This is a genomic window from Aromatoleum petrolei (assembly GCF_017894385.1).
In the GTDB taxonomy this organism is placed as follows: domain Bacteria; phylum Pseudomonadota; class Gammaproteobacteria; order Burkholderiales; family Rhodocyclaceae; genus Aromatoleum; species Aromatoleum petrolei.
The window spans coordinates 2,225,569-2,244,770 of the sequence record NZ_CP059560.1; the positions used below are offsets into that span (position 1 = coordinate 2,225,569).

Consider the following 19,202-nt stretch of genomic DNA (forward strand, 5'->3'; position numbering starts at 1 on the left):
CGCCGGCTTAGAATACGCACTTTGTCGAAAGAACCGTCATAGCCGCGGCCATGAAAGGCTTTCATCCTTGCAACCGAATGGGGTGAAAATGTCCAAACCTTTCGTTTCCCTGTGCCCCGAGATCACTCGGGCCGATGCAATGACTCTGATGGACTGGTTGGAAGACGAGTCCGTCACCTGCTACCTGAGCGATTCGCGCCATGTCTCCAGGTTCATTGAGCAGGTCGTCGATCGAGTCCAGTTGCCCATCCTGACCCATCTGTTCAACCAGGGAGGCCGGTTCTTCATGGCCTACGACCGGCATGACACCCCGGTGGGTTTCGTTCGTCTCGTCAAGACGGGACCGGACTGCGAAATGGTCCTGGTCATCGGCAACCGCGACAACTGGGGCCGCAAGCTCGGAGCCAGCACCATCCGCGAAGGCATGAAGCTTGCATTCTTCGACATGCGGGCCGAGAAGCTCATCGCCAAGATTCATGCGGACAATACACGCTCGCTGAAGGCCTTCCAGAGCAGCGGTTTCCTGCTGGAAAGCCAAACGCCTACCCTGAAGTCCTTTGCCATGACCTTGGAGCGCTACCTCCGGCTCTTGCGCGAAAGCCCCGCAGATCAGGCCACCGATATCTATATCACCGAAGTCGACAATGCCCGGCTCAGAAACCTGCTCGCGTTCGAGCGGGCCTCAGATGTTTTCGAGCTGGAGCACGAGATCGAGCGAGCCATCGTTGTCGATTCGCGGCAAGTGGCGCAGGACGTCGTCACAATGAACTCCAGGGCCTTGGTGCAGCTGGACGACGAGGAAGTGGAAGTGGCGCTGGTTTACCCGGAGGACGCGGATGACGATGCCGGGAAGCTGTCGGTTTGTTCCGGAATTGGCACTGCGATCCTGGGCTACAAGGAGGGCGATGTCTTCGACTGGCGCATCACGGACCGGACCCGGCGTATTCGGATTGGGAAAGTGCTTTACCAGCCCGAAGCCGCGGGCGATTTTCACCTGTAGCTTCGCACGCTGTGCCCCCGCTCTTTGGGCGAAACCGTCGTCCGGCGTCGCACATCCGCTCCGGTGTCGGGAAGCTCGCAGGGCGCCAGCCCCAAGTGGCGGTCCGAGACGGTCTGCAATTTCACGGGTCGCTCACGGCGTGCATTCGGCAGACGATGCGTTTGCCTGGCGCAACCAGGCGATCAGGTCCGCCCGTTCCTGCGCATCGGCAATCCCGGCGTAGCCCATGGTCGTGCCCGGGATCATCGCAATCGGGTTGGTCAGGAAGCGGTCCAGGGTACTGCCGTTCCAGACGATGTTGGCGTGGGCCATCGCCGGCGAGTAGCGGAAGTCCGCCACGCCGCCCGCGCGGCGTCCGAACAGGCCGCAATGCTTGGGCCCCGTGCGGTTATAGGCGAGCGCGTGGCAGGCCTGGCAGCGCGCATAAATGGCCTCGCCGCGCGCCGGATCGCCGGGCGCGACGGCGCCGGCGGACAGCGGGGCCAATACCGACAGCGCCAGCAGGACGGTGGCGAGTGGACGTTTCATGACATGAAGGCGGCGGGGACAGGGTCCTGGCCCAGCGTCTGGCGCAGGATGGCCCAGTGCATGGCCTCGTCACCCAGGATGCTGGCTGCAGCACTCGCCAGTTCGCGGCCGTGGAACAGCGGTACTGCGCCGAGATAGGCGCTCACCGCCCCGCGCTCGAGCCCGGCGGCGAAGCCCAGCACATCGGCCTGGCTCTTGAGCTTGTCGGTGGGAAACACATAGCGCTCACGCGCTTCCGCCGGAGTGCCGCCCAGTTTGCGCACTGTCTTTGCGAGCGCGTCCGCATGCTCCTTGTGATGGCCCTGAAACTGCAAGGCCAAGTCCAACGCCGGTTTCTGCAACAGGCCGCTGCCGGCGCCTACCGCATAGGCGGCGATGGCCTCCAGTTCAGCACCGAGTGCGGTATTGAGAATGCGGACGTCCGACTCCGTGTCGTCCTGCTTGCCTGCCTGGGCGGCGGCCAGTGCCGGACGCCCCGCCATCAGGGCGACCGCCGTGGCCGACAGGATGGCGCCCGAACCGACCAGAAAACGGCGCCGGCTCAGGCCTTCAAGGGCGGAAAAGGGATTTATGCGGGCGATCATGACGCTCTCCTCGGGGTGGTGGGTGAAGTCAGGGCGCCCTGCCCGGCAACGGCCGGGGCGGGAAGCCCAAGGCGGGCGCATACGTGCGCCACGATGCGGTCGCAACGCTGGCCGTCGAACGCGAACACGTCCTCCATCAAGGGGCCGAGACGCTGCCCCAGCGATTCACGCAGCAGGGACCGTGCGCGCAGGTGGCGGACCTTGGTGTTGGCCTCGGATATGCCCAGCGAGGCGGCGGTCTCGTCCACGCTCAAGCCCTCAACGGCGCGCAGCATGAAGACATTGCGGTAGTTGTCCGGCAGGTCGTCGATGGCGTGCTCGATCAGTCGCCGCAGGTCATTGCGCATCGCCAGGGTCTCGGGTGTGTCCGCTGTGCTGCCGAACCTGCTCTCGTTGACGGGCTCGCCCCCGGCTGGGTCGGCAGGCTCGACGGGCCGCCGCCGCCTCGACTCGAGCGCCTGATTGACGATGATCCGCGTCAGCCAGGTGGATAGGCGCGCATCGCCGCGGTAGCCGGCCATCGCGCGATGGGCCTTGATGTAGCCTTCCTGCAGCGCATCCTCGGCCTCGGCATCGTCGCGCAGGATGCTGCGCGCAACCCTGAACAGCCGCCGATTGTGCTGGCGCATCAGACGCTCGAAGGCGCCCGGCTCGCCGGCGACGATGCTGCGCGCCAGCGCGGCATCTGAAACCGCCGTGCAAGTCGCCGCCGCTGTATCGAGTGTGTTCATGCCATCCTCCTGTTGTTGCCAATTGGATGGGGCGTGCGGGGGAAAGGTTACAGTCGGCCAGCCATTAGGCCGGAAACACCCGGCCCGTCGATTGTCGCGATGAACTGCGTCTGGCTGCAACCTCGGCCTCCCAAGACCAGGAGGCGCATGGCCTATGGGGCGGGTGCCTAGACGTTGGCGGCGAGCGGCCGAACGGCGTTCAGATCTCGACCTGCTCAGAGAACGCCAAAGCATCATCGACCTCGATGCCCAGGTAACGGACTGTCCACTCGAGCTTGGAATGGCCACGCCAGACTCCGTGACCATTGATCGGAGTCTGTCTGTTCGGCGCGGAGCGGCCGTCCGCTCCAGGGAAGGCGGGCGAACTCGATCTATCCGTCAGAACGGCCCCCTGAGCCAAACTCCGGCACACTTTGGCTCATTCAACTAGCGCATGCGCCCTCGCGTAGCGAAACATCTCAAGCGCGTTTCCCAGCCCGGTTTTCTGGCGGATAGCTGTCTGGTAGTTGGCGACGGTCTTGGCACTCACGTAAAGCCGCTTCGCGATGTCATCAACCGCTAGTCCCTGTGCAAGCAGGGTGAACACCTGGAACTCCCGGGACGATAACAGCTGATGGGGTGCATGCTCATCGCGCCCAGCCTCGCCCAAGGCTCGCACGGCTTCCTCCGATAGCGGGTGCCCCCCTGCGCCGATCTCTTGCACTGCCGCGATCAGGGCGCCCGGTGGACTGCTCTTCGTCAGATAGCCATCAGCACCCGCCTGCATGGCTTGACTGACCATCGCCGGAGTGTCATGCATGCTGAAGATAAGGATCTTCAGCATTGGTATTCTCGCTTTGAGTCGCCGCAGCGTTTCGAGGCCACCGCGGCCCGGCATCGAAAGATCGAGAACAAGAATATCGGCATGATTGGCATTGAACCAGGTATAGGTCGTTTCGCAGTTGGCGAACTCGGCCACGACGCGGATGTTTGGTTCAAGCTCCAGCAGCCGCTTAAATCCTGCTCGCACCACGGCGTGATCGTCAGCAATTGCCACACGCAAGCAGCTCATCAATTCGCCTCCCATGCCTTGCTGCCGATGCTGGGTGCTGCCAAAGAGCACGCTTCTCCTGGCCAAGGAATGCGCGCCAGAAGACACAACCCGGGCGGTGCGCCCTTCGGACCTTGATCAAGCATGTTCAGGTCGCCCCCATAGGCCCAGACGCGCTCACGAATCCCGGCCAAGCCGATGCCCTGCTGGAGCGCCTCGTTGCAGGAGGCGATCCCGATGCCATCGTCACACACCGACCACTCGATATTCTCCTCGGGGCGAGTGACGAGCGTAACCAACACCGCCGTTGCGTTAGCGTGACGGGCCACGTTGGTCAGTGCCTCCTGAGTCATGCGGTACAGAGTCATCGCCAAATCACGCGGGATATCCCTGTTGTCGAAATCGACAACCAGCCGGTAATCGGTGCTCTGGCCCGGCCGGTTTCGCCAGCTTTCGACCAAGGACTCCAGGAGTTCGTGGATCGGAATCGCCCCACGCCTCGTTGCGTCACTCGGCTTCCCTAGCCGTCCGAGCAGATTGCGTATGTCCTGCTGGACGCGGGCGCACTGCTGCTCAATTTCTGCAACGACCGTATGCAGATCTGGCTGCTTTATGGTCCGCCGCATCAAATAGGTCGCATCCGCGCGCATCGCGGTAAGGGATTGCCCAAGTTCGTCATGCAATTCGCGGGTGATTTGCGTCCGCTCGTCCTCTTGCGATGTCAGCAGCTTCAGGCTGAGCAGGCGTCGCTCCCCCTGGGCCTGATCCAGCGCCGCTGCCAGATGGTTGAGCGCGCCCGCGATCACGTCCATTTCGCGGATATGCATGGAGGGAAGTCGAGCTCCATAGTCTTGCCGTTCAAAAGCATCAATAGTGTCCAGAACCTGGCGCATCGGCGCGAAGGCATGGCGAACAGCCCAGTACAGGGCTGCCAGCAGGACCAAGCTGTAGAGAAGCAACACGCCGGTGACGCCGACGATTTCGTCGAACGCTTCCTTTTGCTCGCTGTATGGCTGCGAAGTCAGGGTGACGCGATAGGTGCGACCATCTGCACGCTCCAGGAGCCAAGCCGATTTCTCAGGGACCTGCGGGCGCGCGAATAACTCCAGCAGCCACAGGAAAGGCCGAATCTCCGGTTGGGGCACTTCCCCGGTCATCGATTGCGCGAGCGCTTCACCGGTCTTGGCATCCTCGAGGCGGAATTCCACATGGCGCAAACGTCCGATTTCGCGCAAAGCCGTGATCCGCTCGTCAAGCTCGCTTTCCGACGCGCTTAGCAGGGCGGCAAGCTGACTGTTCAATTCAGCGAGCTTTCCGACACCAACTCCTTCCCGGTGGACATCTGATTGCGTTCGCCACGCCGCGAGGAGAAGGACGCAAAGGAGGCACGCCAGCGTGATGGCCGTTGCGCGCCGCAGGAGCATAGAGGTCAGATCCATGAGGGCAGTATCACATTGGCCCGCCCGCGCGCGCATCGAGAAAATCGGGAACTTTTCCTATGGAGGCTGACGCGCAGCAAACGTAGGCTGCGCAGTATCTCCGGCGCCATCAAGGCACTGACGCACTGCAAACGTGCCGAACAGCGCCAGGACGACCCTTGCACGAACACCAACTCACACGAGGAGCATCATGCAGCACGTCAGCCGGGCACCGATGCGCACAGCGCTCGCCATCCTAATTGCCTCTTTGGGGGCTGCTTCAACCTCCTTGGCCGCTGAGACTGGCGAACTCGAGCCGGTGCTGGTCATCGGCACAACGCCCCTGCCCGGTATCGATCTTCCGAAGGATCAGGTGCCCGCCAACGTCCAGACTTTGAGCGCAGAGCAACTGCGCAATGCCGGCGGCCAATCGCTGGCCGAGGACCTGCAGCGAAAGCTGCCCAGCATCAATGTGAACGAGGTTCAGGGCAATCCCTACCAGGCCGACGTCAATTACCGCGGCTTTTCTGCCTCGCCCCTTCTCGGCACACCCCAAGGCCTGTCCGTGTTCCTCGACGGGGTGCGCGTCAATGAGCCCTTCGGCGATGTCGTGAACTGGGACCTGATTCCCCAAGCGGCGATTGCCTCGATGACGCTCGTGCCTGGCTCCAACCCCCTTTACGGCCTCAATACGCTGGGGGGTGCGCTCGCGCTGCAGACGAAACGCGGCGACACCCATTCGGGCGGCGCCATAGAGCTGTACGGAGGATCGTTCAATCGTCGTGGGGGTTCAGTGGAGCATGGCGGCAGGCGGGACGAGCTCTCTTGGTATGTTGCCGCAGAGGGCATGAAGGAAGACGGTTGGCGCGACCATTCGCCTACCGAGGTCGGCCAGCTGTTCGGCAAGTTCGCGTGGACCTCAGACGTGACGGATCTTGCGCTCACCCTGGCACATGCGCGCACCGACCTTGTCGGCAACGGCCTTGTGCCGGAGAGCCTTCTGCGCTCGGAAGGGCGCGAAGCGATCTTCACCTACCCTGATCAGACGCGTAATCGCAGCACCCTCGTGGCGCTGTCGGGCAGCCACTGGCTCAACGAAAGCGACCGGCTCTCCGGTACGATCTACACGCGACGCACGCACACTCGTACCCTGAACGGCGACGGCAACGACGATTACGAGGACGAATTCGAGGCCGATCCGGGCTTCGACGAAAACGGCGTGCTCAACCGCACGCGGACGCACCAGGTCGCCAATGGCTTCGCGCTTCAGTGGAGCCGCATGGCCGGCACGCATCAGTTCGCGATCGGCCTCTCGCACGACCGCAGCCGCGCCAACTTCCGCCAGACCGAGCAGGAGGGCGAGCTTGACGACGAGCGTGGCGTCGAGGCCGAAGAAGACGAGGGACTGGCGAATCGGCTCCTGGGACGTACGCGCACCAGCAGCGTCTACCTGACCGACAGTGTTGCCCTGTCACCCACCCTGCAGCTCACCGGCTCGCTGCGCTACAACTATACGCGGGTCATCAACGATGACTTGCTCTTCCCCAACCAGCGGAACAATCTCGACGCCAACTATACCTACCGCAAGCTTAATCCCGCTCTGGGGATTACCTGGCAGGTCACCCCCGCCGTCACCTTCTACGGCGGCTATACGCAAGGCAACCGCGCCCCCACTCCAGTCGAGCTCGGCTGCGCCGACCCGGAAAACCCCTGCAGTCTGCCCAATGCGATGGCCGCCGACCCCTTCCTGGAACAGGTGGTCACGCGCACCTTCGAGTTGGGGGTGCGCGGAAAGCTAGCCGGAAACGCGCAATGGAACGCGACGGCATTTCGTAGTACCAACCGCGACGACATTCTCTTCGTCGGCACCGGGGGCAGCCTCGGCTATTTCACCAATTTCGGGCGCACACGCCGCGAAGGCATCGAGCTGGGTGTCTCCGGTGACAGCGGAGCCATCGATTGGCGGGTGAATTACAGCTACCTGAAGGCCACCTTCCAGTCCTCGGCCTGCATCCTTGCCGAGAACAACAGCACCGAGGGTGGTGGTGGCTGTCCTGACGACGAAATCCGTATTTCTCGCGGCGACCGGCTGCCGGGACTGCCAAAGCACAGCCTCAAACTGGGTCTCGACTGGCGAGCCAGCGACACTTTGCGCCTAGGGGGCGACCTCATCGCATACTCGAGCCAATATGTACGCGGAAACGAGAACAACCGTCATGAACCGGACAGCGAGTTTTCAGGACGCGGGAAGCTTCCTGGATATGCCGTGCTCAACGTCAGCGTCGACTACCAGCTGGCTCGCGGCTGGACACTATTCGGCCGCATCGACAACTTATTCGACAAACGCTACGCGACTGCCGGCACGCTCGCAGAAAATCCTTTCGTCGGTGCCGGTAATGCGTTTGAGACAAATCCCGACGAATGGCGCCATGAGCAGTTCATCGCGCCCGGCACGCCGCGTAGTGCATGGGTAGGCGTGCGCTACGCCTGGAAGGGGCTCTAATCCGGCACCAGAACCGGCCCTCCACAAATCAGCATGTGGAGGGCTCCATTGGGCAATGGTTAGATGAACTGGACATCTGCCGTTCGGTGGCCCTCTACGCCGTGCGGCGGCTTTCCGCCACACTTCCATCGCTCAGTCGGCGCAGGCTGGCCGACAGCATTGGCCGAGAGGCCTGGCCTTCGCCCCGTATCAACGGGCGGCCCTTTCGAAGTATGAGGCTTCGCCGCCAACGGATACGGGCACTCCGTAACTCCGCCCCATTCCTTGAAATAAGGGCGGACTCGAGATCGAGGTGCTTACTTCGCGCTGACCTGCGTGTTCGCGGTCTGGATTTCCGCCTTTAGCTGCTTGAGGATCTCCCCGGCGCGGCCACCGACCATCGCGACAAGCTTCTGACCAAGCGGCTCGGCGCGCTTGCGGAAGACTTCGCGCTCCGCGTCGGTGAGCTTGACGACCTTGAGCTTGGGGTTGTCCTTGAGCATCTTGTCGACCGCGGCGGCGTTCTTCTCGCGCTCGGTCTTGAAAATGTATTGCTGGAGCTCGCTTCGCACTTCGTCGAGCATCTTCTTCCGTTCGGCCGGCAGGCTCTCGTAGAAGTCGGCGTTGGAGACGACCGTGGTCGTGTATTCAACGTCGCCGACATAGATCAGGTGATCGGTGACCTCGTGGAATTTTGCGCTCTCGATGAAGAAGGCGGGGTTCACCTGGGCCTGGATCACGTTCATCTGCAGCCCGCCATAGACTTCACCCCACGGCAGCGCGACCGGATTGGCGCCGTAGAGCTTGAACTGCTCGATGAGGATCGGCGAAGTCATCACGCGGAATTTGACGTCTCCGAGATCGGCAGGCTTGCGCACGGCCTTCTTGGTCGTCCAGATCATCTCGCCTTCCGGATAGATCGTGAACAGCTTGAGTCCCTTCGCGGTAAAGTCCTTCGCGAGCGAACCGTACAGCGCCTTGCTGTTCGACAGGATCTCGCCCTTCGCTGCGTCCGCCTCGGGCAGCAGGAAGGGCAGGCTCAGGATCTGCACCTCGGGCACGAAGGTGCCGAGGTGTCCGGGCGAAGCGTTCGAGAACTGGATCGCGCCCGAGGCGGTGAGCTCGGTCAGGTCGTTCTCGTTGCCGAGCTGGCCGTAGGTGTAGATCGTGACCTTCACCTTTCCCTGGCTGCGCTGTTCCACGAGCTTCTTGAACTGCTCGGCGTAGAGGGTCTGTACGTCGCCGGGGCCTTCCTCGACCGCGAACTTCCATTCCTCGGCGTGCGCGACTCCGAGCGCTGCCAGGCCAATCACCGCGCCGGCAACCAGGTGCTTCAGGGTTCTTGCAATGGCCATCGTCTCCTCCTCCATCTTGTCAGTGTAATGTGCTCCGGCGCGGCGGCTGCGCCGTGATGCGGAATCGAGACTACGCCGATGAATTCGCTCCGCGATTGCACTAGAACACTTGAAGGAGACAACGAAACGCAGAACCCTGACGGCGCACACGCACAATCGTGGCGCCGCAGCCCGATTGTTCTAGGGCATTACGAGCTTGCGCCCCTCGACACTAGACTGGCTCCGCTGCGAAAACGAACACAAAACATTATGACGCGGCGAATCGCGCACCAGGCCGTCAATTGCCGGAGGAGACAAGCATGCACACAACGCCTGCGCAGGGACTGTCCCTGCAGGTGGAGGAGGTAGGAATGGACCCATCGTTCACGCGGGGCCTGGCCCTGCAAGTCGTCAGGCGCATCGATCGCGGCCTGGGGGTGCTAGAGAAGCAGCTCCTCTCGTGGGGCATCATCGTGATGGCGGTCAACACCCTTGGCAACGTCGCGGCGCGCGTGCTGTTCTCGAGCAGCCTGTTCTTCTCCGAGGAGCTCAACCAGTTCCTCATCATGCTGGTGACTTTCGTCGGCACCAGCGCTGCGGCCCGACAGGGGCGGCACATCCGCATGTCTGCCTTCACGGACCTGCTGCCAGTCGAGGGACGGCGCCGGATGCTCGCCGTGATCCAGGCCGTCACCGCCGTGGTGCTCGCGCTGCTCGCGTGGTACGCGACCCATTACATCTTGCGCATGCACGGCCTCGGGCGCGTCACGCCTGCGTTGCAGCTGCCCATGTGGATAACGCTGCTGTGGATCCCCCTGGGCCTCGTCATTGCGAGCCTGCAGTTCGCCCTCGCCTGCGTCGTCAATGTGATCACCCCCGGCAGCGTGCATCTCGCGCCACACGTGACCGAGCACGACGAAGTCGACATGCCCACCATCTGAGGAGCTGCATATCATGGCACTGACGATTCTCCTCATCATGCTCGGCCTGATGCTGAGCGGCTTCCCGATGATGGTCCCGATGCTCGTGGCGACCTTCGTCGGCTTCTTCGTCTATTTCCCCAACCTCAAGCCCGACATCATCGTGCAGCAGATGGTCAGCGGCATCAGCCCTGTGGCGCTGATCACGGTGCCGATGTTCATCCTCGCGGCCGACATCGTCACCCGCGGGCGCACCGCGAACCGGCTGCTGGATCTCGCGATGACCTTCTTCGGCCACCTGCGCGGCGGGCTCGCGGTCACGGCCTCGGTCGCCTGCACGCTGTTCGGCGCGATCTCGGGCTCGACCCAGGCCACCGTCGTCGCCGTCGGCGGGCCGCTGCGCCCGCGCATGCTTCAGGCGGGCTATGACGACAAGTTCACGATGGCGCTGCTGATCAACGCCGCCGACATCGCCTTCCTGATCCCGCCCAGTATCGGCATGATCGTGTTCGGCATCGTCGGCAAGGCCTCGATCGCGGAGCTCTTCCTCGCCGGCATCGGCCCGGGCCTGCTGATCCTGCTGCTCTTCAGCCTGTACTCGGTGTGGTATTCGTGGCGCCACGACATCCCGCTGCTGCCGCGCACCGGCTGGCGCGAGCGCTTTGTTGCAATGCGCAAGGCGGCGCTGGCGATGATGTTCCCGGTGCTGATCGTCGGGGGGTTGTACGGCGGCTACTTCAGCCCGACCGAGGTCGCCGCGATTGCGGTGCTATATGCGTTCATCCTAGAGGTCGTCGTCTACCGCGCGGTGAAGCTGTCGGATTTCCCCGCCATCGCCTACTCGACCGGGCTCATCACCGGCATCGTCTTCATCCTCGTCGGCGCCGGCGCGGCCTTCTCGTGGATCATCTCGTTCGCGCAGATCCCGCAGCAACTGATCGCCGCGCTGGGCCTCGCCGACGCCGGCCCCTACACGATCCTGTTCGCGATCTCGGTGGCCTTCTTCATCGGCTGCATGTTCGTCGACTCGGTGGTCGTGACGCTGGTAATGACGCCGATCTTCATGCCGCTGGTGAACGCCGCCGGCATCGACCCGATCCTCGTCGGCACGATCATCACGCTGCAGATGGCGATCGGCGCCTGCACCCCGCCCTTCGGCTGCGACATCTTCACGGCCTGCGCGATCTGGCGCAAACCCTACGCGGAGGTGATCCGCGGCACCCCGCCCTTCATCGTGATCCTGCTGTTCGTGTCGGTGCTGCTGGTGCTGGTGCCGGACATCGCGCTGACGCTGCCGAAGCTCGCCTACCGCTGAACGGGAGAAGACCGTGCGCATCGACATCCTTCCCCGTCGCGACGACGCACCGACCGCCGCCGAGCGGGCCCGTGTGGGCCTGCTGGGCCTCGCGACCGACCTCAACAGCGAGGCGGACCTGCGGCGCATGCTGCCGGCCGACGTCGGGCTGTACTGCAACCGCATCCGGCATGCGAACCCGATGACGCTGGAGACGCTGCGCGGAGTCGCCGACGACCTGCCGCGCGCCGGGCGCGACTTGCTGCCGGGGCTGGAGCTCGACGTCGTCGTGTATGGCTGCACCTCGGGCACGATTGCGCTGGGCGAAGCCGAGACACTCGCACTGATCCGCCACGCGAAGCCCTCGCGTCACCAGACCACGCCGGTGACCGCGAGCCTCGCGGCCCTGGCGCGGCTGGGCGCGCGCCGCGTGTCCATCCTCACGCCCTACCGCGCGGACGTGAACCGCGCGCTCGGCGACTACTACGCGAGCCGCGGGCTGGAGGTGGTGAACGTGTCCGGTCTCGACATGGACGACGACTACGCGATGACGGCGCTCGCGCCCGCAACGATCGTCGAGGCGGGCCTGCGCGCGATGGCGCCCGAGGCCGACGCGCTGTTCGTCTCATGCACCGCGCTGCGCGCGAGCCTCGCCGTTGAGGCGCTGGAGGCTGCGCTCGGCCGCCCCGTGGTCACCAGCAACCAGGCGATCGTCTGGCACACGCTGGACCTCGTCGGCCTCACCGCGCGCGACGCGCCTGGCCGCCTCTTCGACACCCTCGAGGAACACATACCGCAATGAACCAGGACATTCGCCTGATCGACCTCTTCCAGGCCCGCCACCGCATCCGCGGCCACGTGCTGCACACGCCGCTCGCCGCCTCGACCAGCCTCACGCGCCGCGTCGGCGCGCCGGTGCATCTGAAGCTCGAATGCCGCCAGACCACCGGCAGCTTCAAGCTGCGCGGCGCGACCAACGCGCTGCTCGCGCTCGACGACGCGGCGCGCGCGCGCGGCGTGATCGGCGTCTCCACCGGCAACCACGGCCGCGCACTGGCCCATGCGGCGAAGCGGCTGGGCGTGCGCGCGGTGATCTGCATGTCGCGGCTGGTGCCGGCAAACAAGGTCGAGGCGATCCGCGCGCTCGGCGCCGAGGTGCATATCAGCGGCGCGAGCCAGGACGAGGCCGAGCTGGAGGTCGCGCGCCTGGTGCGCGAGGAAGGGCTCACGCTGCTGCCGCCCTTCGACCACCCCGACGTGATCGCCGGCCAGGGCACCGCCGGGCTGGAGATCCTCGACGATCTGCCGTCGGTCGACACCGTGCTCGTGCCGCTCTCCGGCGGGGGGCTGCTGGCCGGGGTCGCGCTGGCGATGAAGAGCGCCTCGCGCGACATCCGCGTCGTCGGCGTGACGATGGAGCGCGGCTGCGCCATGCACGCGAGCATCCAAGCCGGCCGCCCCGTGCAGGTCGAGGAGCTGGAGACGCTTGCCGATTCGCTCGGCGGCGGCATCGGGCTCGACAACCGCTACACCTTCCGCATGGCGCAGACACTGGTCGACGACACCGTGCTCGTGAGCGAGGCGGAGATCGCGGATGCGATCCGCCACGCGTACCGCGAGGAGCAGGTCATCGTCGAGGGCGCGGGCGCGGTCGGCATCGCCGCCCTGCTCGCCGGGCGCGTCGCCAATCCCGGCACGACCGCGGTCCTCGTGAGCGGCGCGAACATCGACATGGCGCTGCATCGGCGCCTGGTCTGCGAAGAATGGAACGCTGGAGGCACGTGAGCGCCACGTGAATCCAGCGAGCCCGCAACCGCCCGCCCCGACCGGCCATCGGGAGCGGGACCGAGTCAGGAGTACCCCATGATGGAACATTGGCGAGAGGCACTGGACGCAGTGCGCGGCGGGGAGTCGAAGTACAAGATCCTCGTGCAGGCGATCGCCGCCGACATCGAGAACGGTTCGCTCGCGGAGGGCACCCGCCTGCCGCCGCAGCGCGAGGTCAGCCAAAAGCTCGGCATCAGCGTGCAGACCGTCACCAACGCCTACAAGGAACTCGAGCAGCACGGCGTGATCCGGTGCGAGGTCGGGCGCGGCAGCTTCGTCGCGAAGCGCGTGACCGAGAAGGTCGCGAGCTACATGCTCGATCGCGCCGAGCGCTCGCTCGTCGATTTCTCGATCGCACGCATCGTGTACACGGAAGAGCATGACGCGGTCTGGCGCGAGACCTGCGCGGCGCTCGCGGCCCAACCCGACCAGCCGTGGATGCGCGCGTGCCGGCCGATCGCAGGCTTCGAGCATCACCGCGCCGCGGCCGTCGAATGGCTCGCGGGCCTCGGCATGAAGAGCTCGATCGAGACGCTGCTAATCACCAACGGCGCCTCGCATGCGCAGTTTCTCGCGCTCGCCTCGCTGGTGAGCCCGGGCGACACGGTGCTAACCGACAGCCTCACCGACCACGGCGTGATCGGCTCGGCGCAGGTGCTGGGTTTCACGCTGAAGGGCCTCGATTCGGACGAGTACGGCATCCAGCCCGACCACTTCGAGGACATGTGCGCCAACGAGCGCATCACTGCGCTGGTATGCACGCCCAACCTCAACAATCCGACCAGCAGCCTGATGCCGGACTCGCGCCGCCGCGCGATCGCGCGCATCGCCGAGCGCTACGGGGTGTATGTGATCGAGGACGACGTCTTCGGCCCGCTGCTCACGCAGCGCCCCGCGCCGATCACCAGTCACCTGCCGGAGCTGGGTTTTTACCTGACGAGCTTCACGAAGTCTTTGATGACGGGCCTGCGCACGGGCTACCTCGCCATGCCGCGGCGGCTGGCGCTGCGCGTCGAGAGCATCCTGCGCGTCAATAGCTGGATGGCCACGCCGCTGCTCGCCGAGGTCGCGACGCGCTGGATTGCCGACGGCACCGCCGAACACCTCGTCCAAGTGCAGCGCGAATGCCTCGCGCTGCGCCACAAGATGGTCGAAGAACATCTCGGCGAATTCGCGATTTCGAACCATCCCTGCTCGCTGTCGACCTGGGTCGGCATCCCCGGGCACTGGCAGCTCGACAGCCTGGTGCAGCAGTTGCGCCACCGGCTCGTCGCCGTCACCTCACCGGACCCGTTCCTGGTGCTGGGCGCCCCTCGCCCCAATGCGATCCGGCTGTGCCTCGGCGCCGAGGGCAGCGACGTGCGCATCAACGGCGCGCTAGGCACGATCGCCAGCGTCTTCCGCCAGTATCCGCAGGTGCACGACTACCTGTGATGCCCGACGCGACATTTCGGCGCAGCAGCGCCGAAATGTCGCCATTGCACTAGGACAAGCGGACCGACAATTCCCGCCCCCTACACTGGACCTCAATCCCCGCCGCGTCGGCGCGGGGCGTTCCGGACCGAAGGGGGCTGCATGTCCAAAGTCATTCTGCTGAGCGAATCCGATCTGCGGGCCTGCGTCACGCTCGACGCGGCCGCGATCGACTGCGTCGAGCACGCGTTCCGCCTGCTCGCGACCGAGAAGGTCGTCATGCCGCCGATCCTGCGGCTCGACATCGAGGAGCACAACGGCGAGGTCGACGTGAAGACGGCCTACCTACCGGGGCTGGACAGTTTCGCGATCAAGGTGAGCCCGGGCTTCTTCGACAACCCCAAGCTGGGCCTGCCCAGTCTCAATGGCCTGATGGTACTGCTGTCGGCGCGCACCGGCGTACCCGAGGCGCTGCTGCTCGACAACGGCTATCTCACCGCGGTGCGCACCGCTGCCGCCGGCGCGGTCGCGGCGCGCTGGCTCGCGCGCGAGGATGCGCGTCGCGCGGCGGTGATCGGATCGGGCGAGCAGGCGCGCCTGCAGCTGAAGGCGCTGACGCTGGTACGCGACATCGAGTCGGCCACCGTGTGGGCGCCGCGCATCGACGAGGCGCAACGCTTCGCCGACGAGATGACGGCCGCGCTTGGACTGCGCATAAGCGCGTGCCGGAGCATCGACACTGCGATCGACGGCGCAGACGTCGCGATCACGACCACGCCCAGCCGCTCGCCGCTGATCGAGCCTCGCCACCTGCAGCCGGGCCTGCACATCACCGCGATGGGCTCGGATGCCGAGCACAAGAACGAGATCGCGCCCGCCGCAATCGCCGCCGCGACACGCTACGTGTGCGACCGCCTCGCTCAGGTGCGCGTGCTCGGCGAGCTGCATCATGCGATCGCAGCCGGCCTTGTGACCACCGACGCGAGCTTCCCGGAGCTCGGCCAAGTCATCGCCGGCCAGGCGCCCGGCCGCACGAGTCGCGACGACGTGACGATCTGCGATCTGACCGGCACCGGCGCCCAGGACACCGCGATCGCGACCTTTGCCTTCGCGCGCGCCCGCGCCGGCGGCCACGGCACCCCATTCGAATCCTGATCCCGCAACGAGGAGCGGAGACACCCCATGCCCCACAACATTGCCCTGCCCTTCGAACGCGCCGAGTACGCCGCGCGCCTCGCCAAGACCCGCGCCGCGATGGACGCGCGCGGCATCGACGTGCTGATCGTCAGCGATCCGACCAACATGGCCTGGCTCACCGGCTACGACGGCTGGTCCTTCTACGTGCACCAGTGCGTGATCGTCGGCCCCGAAGGCGAGCCCGTGTGGTTCGGCCGCGGCCAGGACGCCAACGGCGCGCGCCGCACGGCGTACATCGGCGACGACAACATCATCGGTTACCCCGACCACTACGTGCAGTCGACCGAGCGCCATCCGATGGACTACCTCGCCACCGAGCTCATCGCCGCGCGTGGCTGGGCCGACAAGCGCATCGGCGTCGAGATGGACAACTACTACTTCTCGGCCGCCGCCTACGCCTCGCTCGTCACGCACCTGCCGCAGGCGCGCTTCGTCGATGCCAACTCGCTCGTGAACTGGCAGCGCGCCGTGAAGTCGCCGCGCGAGATCGAGTACATGCGGATCGCCGCGAAGATCGTCGAGCGCATGCACCAGACCATCGTCGACACCATCGAGCCCGGCATGCGCAAGAACGAGCTGGTCGCCCGCATCTACGCGGCCGGCATCGAGGGCGCCGACGGCCACGGCGGCGACTACCCGGCGATCGTGCCGCTGCTGCCCACCGGCGCGGATGCTGCCGCCCCGCACCTGACCTGGGACGACAGCCCGATGGCGGCCGGCGCCGGCACCTTCTTCGAGATCGCCGGCTGCTACCGCCGCTACCACTGCCCGCAGTCGCGCACCGTCTTCCTCGGAAAGCCCCCGCAGCACTTCATCGAGGCCGAGAAGGCGGTCGTCGAGGGCATCCACGCCGGCCTGGATGCCGCCCGCCCCGGCAACACCTGCGAGGACATCGCCAACGCCTTCTTCAAGGTGCTCAAGAGCTACGGCATCGAGAAGAACAGCCGCTGCGGCTACCCCATCGGCGCGAGCTACCCCCCCGACTGGGGCGAACGCACGATGAGCCTGCGCCCCGGCGACCGCACCGTCCTTGAGCCGGGCATGAGCTTCCACTTCATGCCCGGCATCTGGCAGGACGACTGGGGCCTCGAGATCACCGAGAGCATCCTCATCACCGAAAACGGCGTCGAGACCTTCTGCAACACGCCACGCAAACTCTTCGTCAAGGACTGAGCGTCGCCCACGACGCCCGCTGCAACCCGCTGGAGACAAGGACAAGGCCATGCCACAGAACGTAATACTGCCCTTCGAGCGCGCCGAGTACGCCGCGCGCCTCGCCAAGACCCGCGCCGCGATGGACGCGCGCGGCATCGACGTGATGATCGTCAGCGACCCGACCAACATGTACTGGCTCACCGGCTACGACGGCTGGTCCTTCTATGTGCACCAGTGCGTGATCGTCGGCCCTGAAGGCGACCCGATCTGGTACGGCCGCGGCATGGACGGCAACGGTGCCGACCGCACCGTGTACATGGCGGCCGAGGACATCGTGCGCTACCCCGACCACTACGTGCAGTCGACCGAGCGCCATCCGATGGACTACCTCGCCACCGAGCTCATCGCCGCGCGTGGCTGGGCCGACAAGCGCATCGGCGTCGAGATGGACAACTACTACTTCTCGGCCGCCGCCTACGCCTCGCTCGTCACGCACCTGCCGCAGGCGCGCTTCGTCGATGCCAACTCGCTCGTGAACTGGCAGCGCGCCGTGAAGTCGCCGCGCGAGATCGAGTACATGCGGATCGCCGCGAAGATCGTCGAGCGCATGCACCAGACCATCGTCGACACCATCGAGCCCGGCATGCGCAAGAACGAGCTGGTCGCCCGCATCTACGCGGCCGGCATCGAGGGCGCCGACGGCCACGGCGGCGACTACCCGGCGATCGTGCCGCTGCTGCCCACCGGCGCGGATGCTGCCGCCCCGCACCTGACCTGGGACGACAGCCCGATGGCGGCCGGCGCCGGCACCTTCTTCGAGATCGCCGGCTGCTACCGCCGCTACCACTGCCCGCAGTCGCGCACCGTCTTCCTCGGAAAGCCCCCGCAGCACTTCATCGAGGCCGAGAAGGCGGTCGTCGAGGGCATCCACGCCGGCCTGGATGCCGCCCGCCCCGGCAACACCTGCGAGGACATCGCCAACGCCTTCTTCAAGGTGCTCAAGAGCTACGGCATCGAGAAGAACAGCCGCTGCGGCTACCCCATCGGCGCGAGCTACCCCCCCGACTGGGGCGAACGCACGATGAGCCTGCGCCCCGGCGACCGCACCGTCCTTGAGCCGGGCATGAGCTTCCACTTCATGCCCGGCATCTGGCAGGACGACTGGGGCCTCGAGATCACCGAAAGCATCCTCATCACCGACACCGGCGTCGAGACCTTCTGCAACACGCCGCGCAAACTCTTCGTCAAGGACTGATGCGATGAAACCCTCCCCCATCAGCGCCTCCGTCGACTTCGGGCGCGACGGCGTGCAGCACGGCTTTCTCAAGCTGCCCTACTCGCGCGACGATGCCGCGTGGGGCGCGGTGATGATCCCGATCACGGTGATCCGTAACGGCGACGGCCCGACCGCGCTGCTCACCGGCGCCAACCACGGCGACGAATACGAGGGTCCGGTCGCGCTGACCAAGCTCGCGGCGACGCTCGCCGCCGAGGACGTGCGCGGCCGCGTGATCATCCTGCCGTTCATGAACTACCCGGCCTTCCGCGCCGGCACGCGCACCTCGCCGATCGACCGCGGCAACCTCAACCGCAGCTTCCCCGGCAAGCCGGACGGCACGGTCACCGAGAAGATCGCCGACTACGTCGAGCGCCACCTGCTGCCGCTCGCCGACTACGTGCTCGACATCCATTCGGGCGGCAAGACGCTGGACTTCCTGCCCTTCGCGGCGATCCACGTGCTCGGCGACAAGGGCCAGGAGGAGCGCTGCGAGGCCGCGATGCAGGCCTTCAACGCGCCCTACTCGATGCGCCTGCTGGAGCTCGACAGCGTCGGCATGTTCGACACCGCGGCCGAGTCGGCCGGCAAGGTGTTCGTCTCGACCGAACTCGGCGGTGGCGGCAGCGCGACCGCGAAGAGCGTCGCGGTCGCCGACCGCGGCGTGCGGCAGTTCCTGATCCAGGCCGGCATCTGCGCCGGCCGCATCGAGCGCCGCGACACCGTCACCCTCGACATGCCCGACGGCGACTGCTACGTCACGAGCCTGCACGACGGCCTGCTCGAGATGTGCCGCGACCTCGGCGACGCGGTCGCGAAGGACGAGGTGATCGCCCGCGTGCACGACGTCACGCGCACCGGCGTCGCCCCCGTCGAATACCGCGCGCGCCGCGGCGGCATCCTCGCCGCGCGCCACTTCCCCGGCCTGATCGGCCGCGGCGACACCCTCGCGGTGGTCGCCGAAATCGTCGGCTGAACGCTCGGCCGGCATCACGAACAATCTTCCAAAGGAG

17 protein-coding genes are annotated in these 19,202 nt (G+C 65.8%); 11 read left to right on the forward strand and 6 right to left on the reverse strand.

Going from position 1 to position 19,202, the window contains the following annotated elements:
• Positions 1-88 precede the first annotated feature (88 nt).
• A complete protein-coding gene (locus tag ToN1_RS10205) occupies positions 89-1,000 on the forward strand; it encodes a bifunctional GNAT family N-acetyltransferase/nucleoside diphosphate kinase regulator (protein WP_169206844.1) in 912 nt (303 codons plus the stop codon).
• Between the two features lie 132 nt (positions 1,001-1,132).
• Here the strand turns inward: ToN1_RS10205 and ToN1_RS10210 are convergent, their stop codons facing one another.
• The 5 genes from ToN1_RS10210 to ToN1_RS10230 form a co-directional block, all read right to left on the reverse strand.
• Positions 1,133-1,528, reverse strand: a complete 396-nt coding sequence (locus ToN1_RS10210) for a c-type cytochrome (RefSeq protein ID WP_169206845.1) — start codon at positions 1,526-1,528, stop codon at positions 1,133-1,135.
• Positions 1,525-2,112, reverse strand: coding sequence for a ferritin-like domain-containing protein (locus tag ToN1_RS10215; RefSeq protein WP_169206846.1), 588 nt, complete (start codon positions 2,110-2,112; stop codon positions 1,525-1,527). The genes ToN1_RS10210 and ToN1_RS10215 overlap by 4 nt, the downstream gene beginning before the upstream one ends.
• On the reverse strand, positions 2,109-2,843 hold the full coding sequence (locus ToN1_RS10220) for an RNA polymerase sigma factor (RefSeq protein WP_169206847.1): 735 nt from the start codon (positions 2,841-2,843) through the stop codon (positions 2,109-2,111). The genes ToN1_RS10215 and ToN1_RS10220 overlap by 4 nt, the downstream gene beginning before the upstream one ends.
• Positions 2,844-3,261: 418 nt before the next feature.
• Positions 3,262-3,945, reverse strand: a complete 684-nt coding sequence (locus ToN1_RS10225) for a response regulator transcription factor (protein ID WP_244861017.1) — start codon at positions 3,943-3,945, stop codon at positions 3,262-3,264.
• Positions 3,894-5,312 carry a sensor histidine kinase gene (locus ToN1_RS10230; RefSeq protein WP_169206848.1) on the reverse strand — a complete coding sequence of 473 codons (1,419 nt, stop codon included), beginning with the start codon at positions 5,310-5,312 and terminating at the stop codon, positions 3,894-3,896. The genes ToN1_RS10225 and ToN1_RS10230 overlap by 52 nt, the downstream gene beginning before the upstream one ends.
• 190 nt (positions 5,313-5,502) lie before the next feature.
• Between ToN1_RS10230 and ToN1_RS10235 the strand changes: the two genes are divergently transcribed.
• A complete protein-coding gene (locus ToN1_RS10235; RefSeq protein WP_169206849.1) occupies positions 5,503-7,794 on the forward strand; it encodes a TonB-dependent receptor in 2,292 nt (763 codons plus the stop codon).
• A 296-nt stretch (positions 7,795-8,090) separates the two neighbouring features.
• Here ToN1_RS10235 and dctP read toward each other — a convergent pair whose 3' ends face one another.
• Positions 8,091-9,128 carry a TRAP transporter substrate-binding protein DctP gene (gene dctP, locus ToN1_RS10240; RefSeq protein WP_169206850.1) on the reverse strand — a complete coding sequence of 346 codons (1,038 nt, stop codon included), beginning with the start codon at positions 9,126-9,128 and terminating at the stop codon, positions 8,091-8,093.
• Positions 9,129-9,427: 299 nt separating this feature from the next.
• On the opposite strand from dctP, the gene ToN1_RS10245 reads away from it, so the two are divergent.
• The 9 genes from ToN1_RS10245 to doeB all read left to right on the forward strand — a co-directional run bounded on the left by ToN1_RS10245 (position 9,428) and on the right by doeB (position 19,165).
• Positions 9,428-10,048 (forward strand): TRAP transporter small permease, encoded by a 621-nt coding sequence (locus ToN1_RS10245; RefSeq protein ID WP_244861018.1) that lies wholly within the window; start codon positions 9,428-9,430, stop codon positions 10,046-10,048.
• Positions 10,049-10,061: 13 nt separating this feature from the next.
• Positions 10,062-11,342, forward strand: a complete 1,281-nt coding sequence (locus ToN1_RS10250) for a TRAP transporter large permease (protein ID WP_169206852.1) — start codon at positions 10,062-10,064, stop codon at positions 11,340-11,342.
• Positions 11,343-11,355: 13 nt separating this feature from the next.
• Positions 11,356-12,123, forward strand: coding sequence for a maleate cis-trans isomerase family protein (locus ToN1_RS10255; RefSeq protein WP_169206853.1), 768 nt, complete (start codon positions 11,356-11,358; stop codon positions 12,121-12,123).
• A complete protein-coding gene (eutB, locus tag ToN1_RS10260) occupies positions 12,120-13,106 on the forward strand; it encodes a hydroxyectoine utilization dehydratase EutB (RefSeq protein WP_169206854.1) in 987 nt (328 codons plus the stop codon). The genes ToN1_RS10255 and eutB overlap by 4 nt, the downstream gene beginning before the upstream one ends.
• Positions 13,107-13,184: 78 nt before the next feature.
• On the forward strand, positions 13,185-14,582 hold the full coding sequence (gene ehuR / locus ToN1_RS10265; RefSeq protein ID WP_169206855.1) for a MocR-like ectoine utilization transcription factor EhuR: 1,398 nt from the start codon (positions 13,185-13,187) through the stop codon (positions 14,580-14,582).
• A gap of 141 nt (positions 14,583-14,723) precedes the next feature.
• Entirely contained in the window at positions 14,724-15,716 is a 993-nt protein-coding gene (locus ToN1_RS10270; RefSeq protein WP_169206856.1) for a cyclodeaminase, read from the forward strand.
• A 27-nt stretch (positions 15,717-15,743) separates the two neighbouring features.
• Positions 15,744-16,931, forward strand: a complete 1,188-nt coding sequence (gene doeA / locus ToN1_RS10275) for an ectoine hydrolase DoeA (protein WP_169206858.1) — start codon at positions 15,744-15,746, stop codon at positions 16,929-16,931.
• A gap of 49 nt (positions 16,932-16,980) precedes the next feature.
• Entirely contained in the window at positions 16,981-18,168 is a 1,188-nt protein-coding gene (gene doeA / locus ToN1_RS10280) for an ectoine hydrolase DoeA (RefSeq protein ID WP_169206859.1), read from the forward strand.
• A 4-nt stretch (positions 18,169-18,172) separates the two neighbouring features.
• Positions 18,173-19,165 (forward strand): N(2)-acetyl-L-2,4-diaminobutanoate deacetylase DoeB, encoded by a 993-nt coding sequence (gene doeB / locus ToN1_RS10285; protein WP_169206860.1) that lies wholly within the window; start codon positions 18,173-18,175, stop codon positions 19,163-19,165.
• The last annotated feature ends 37 nt before the right edge of the window (positions 19,166-19,202 follow it).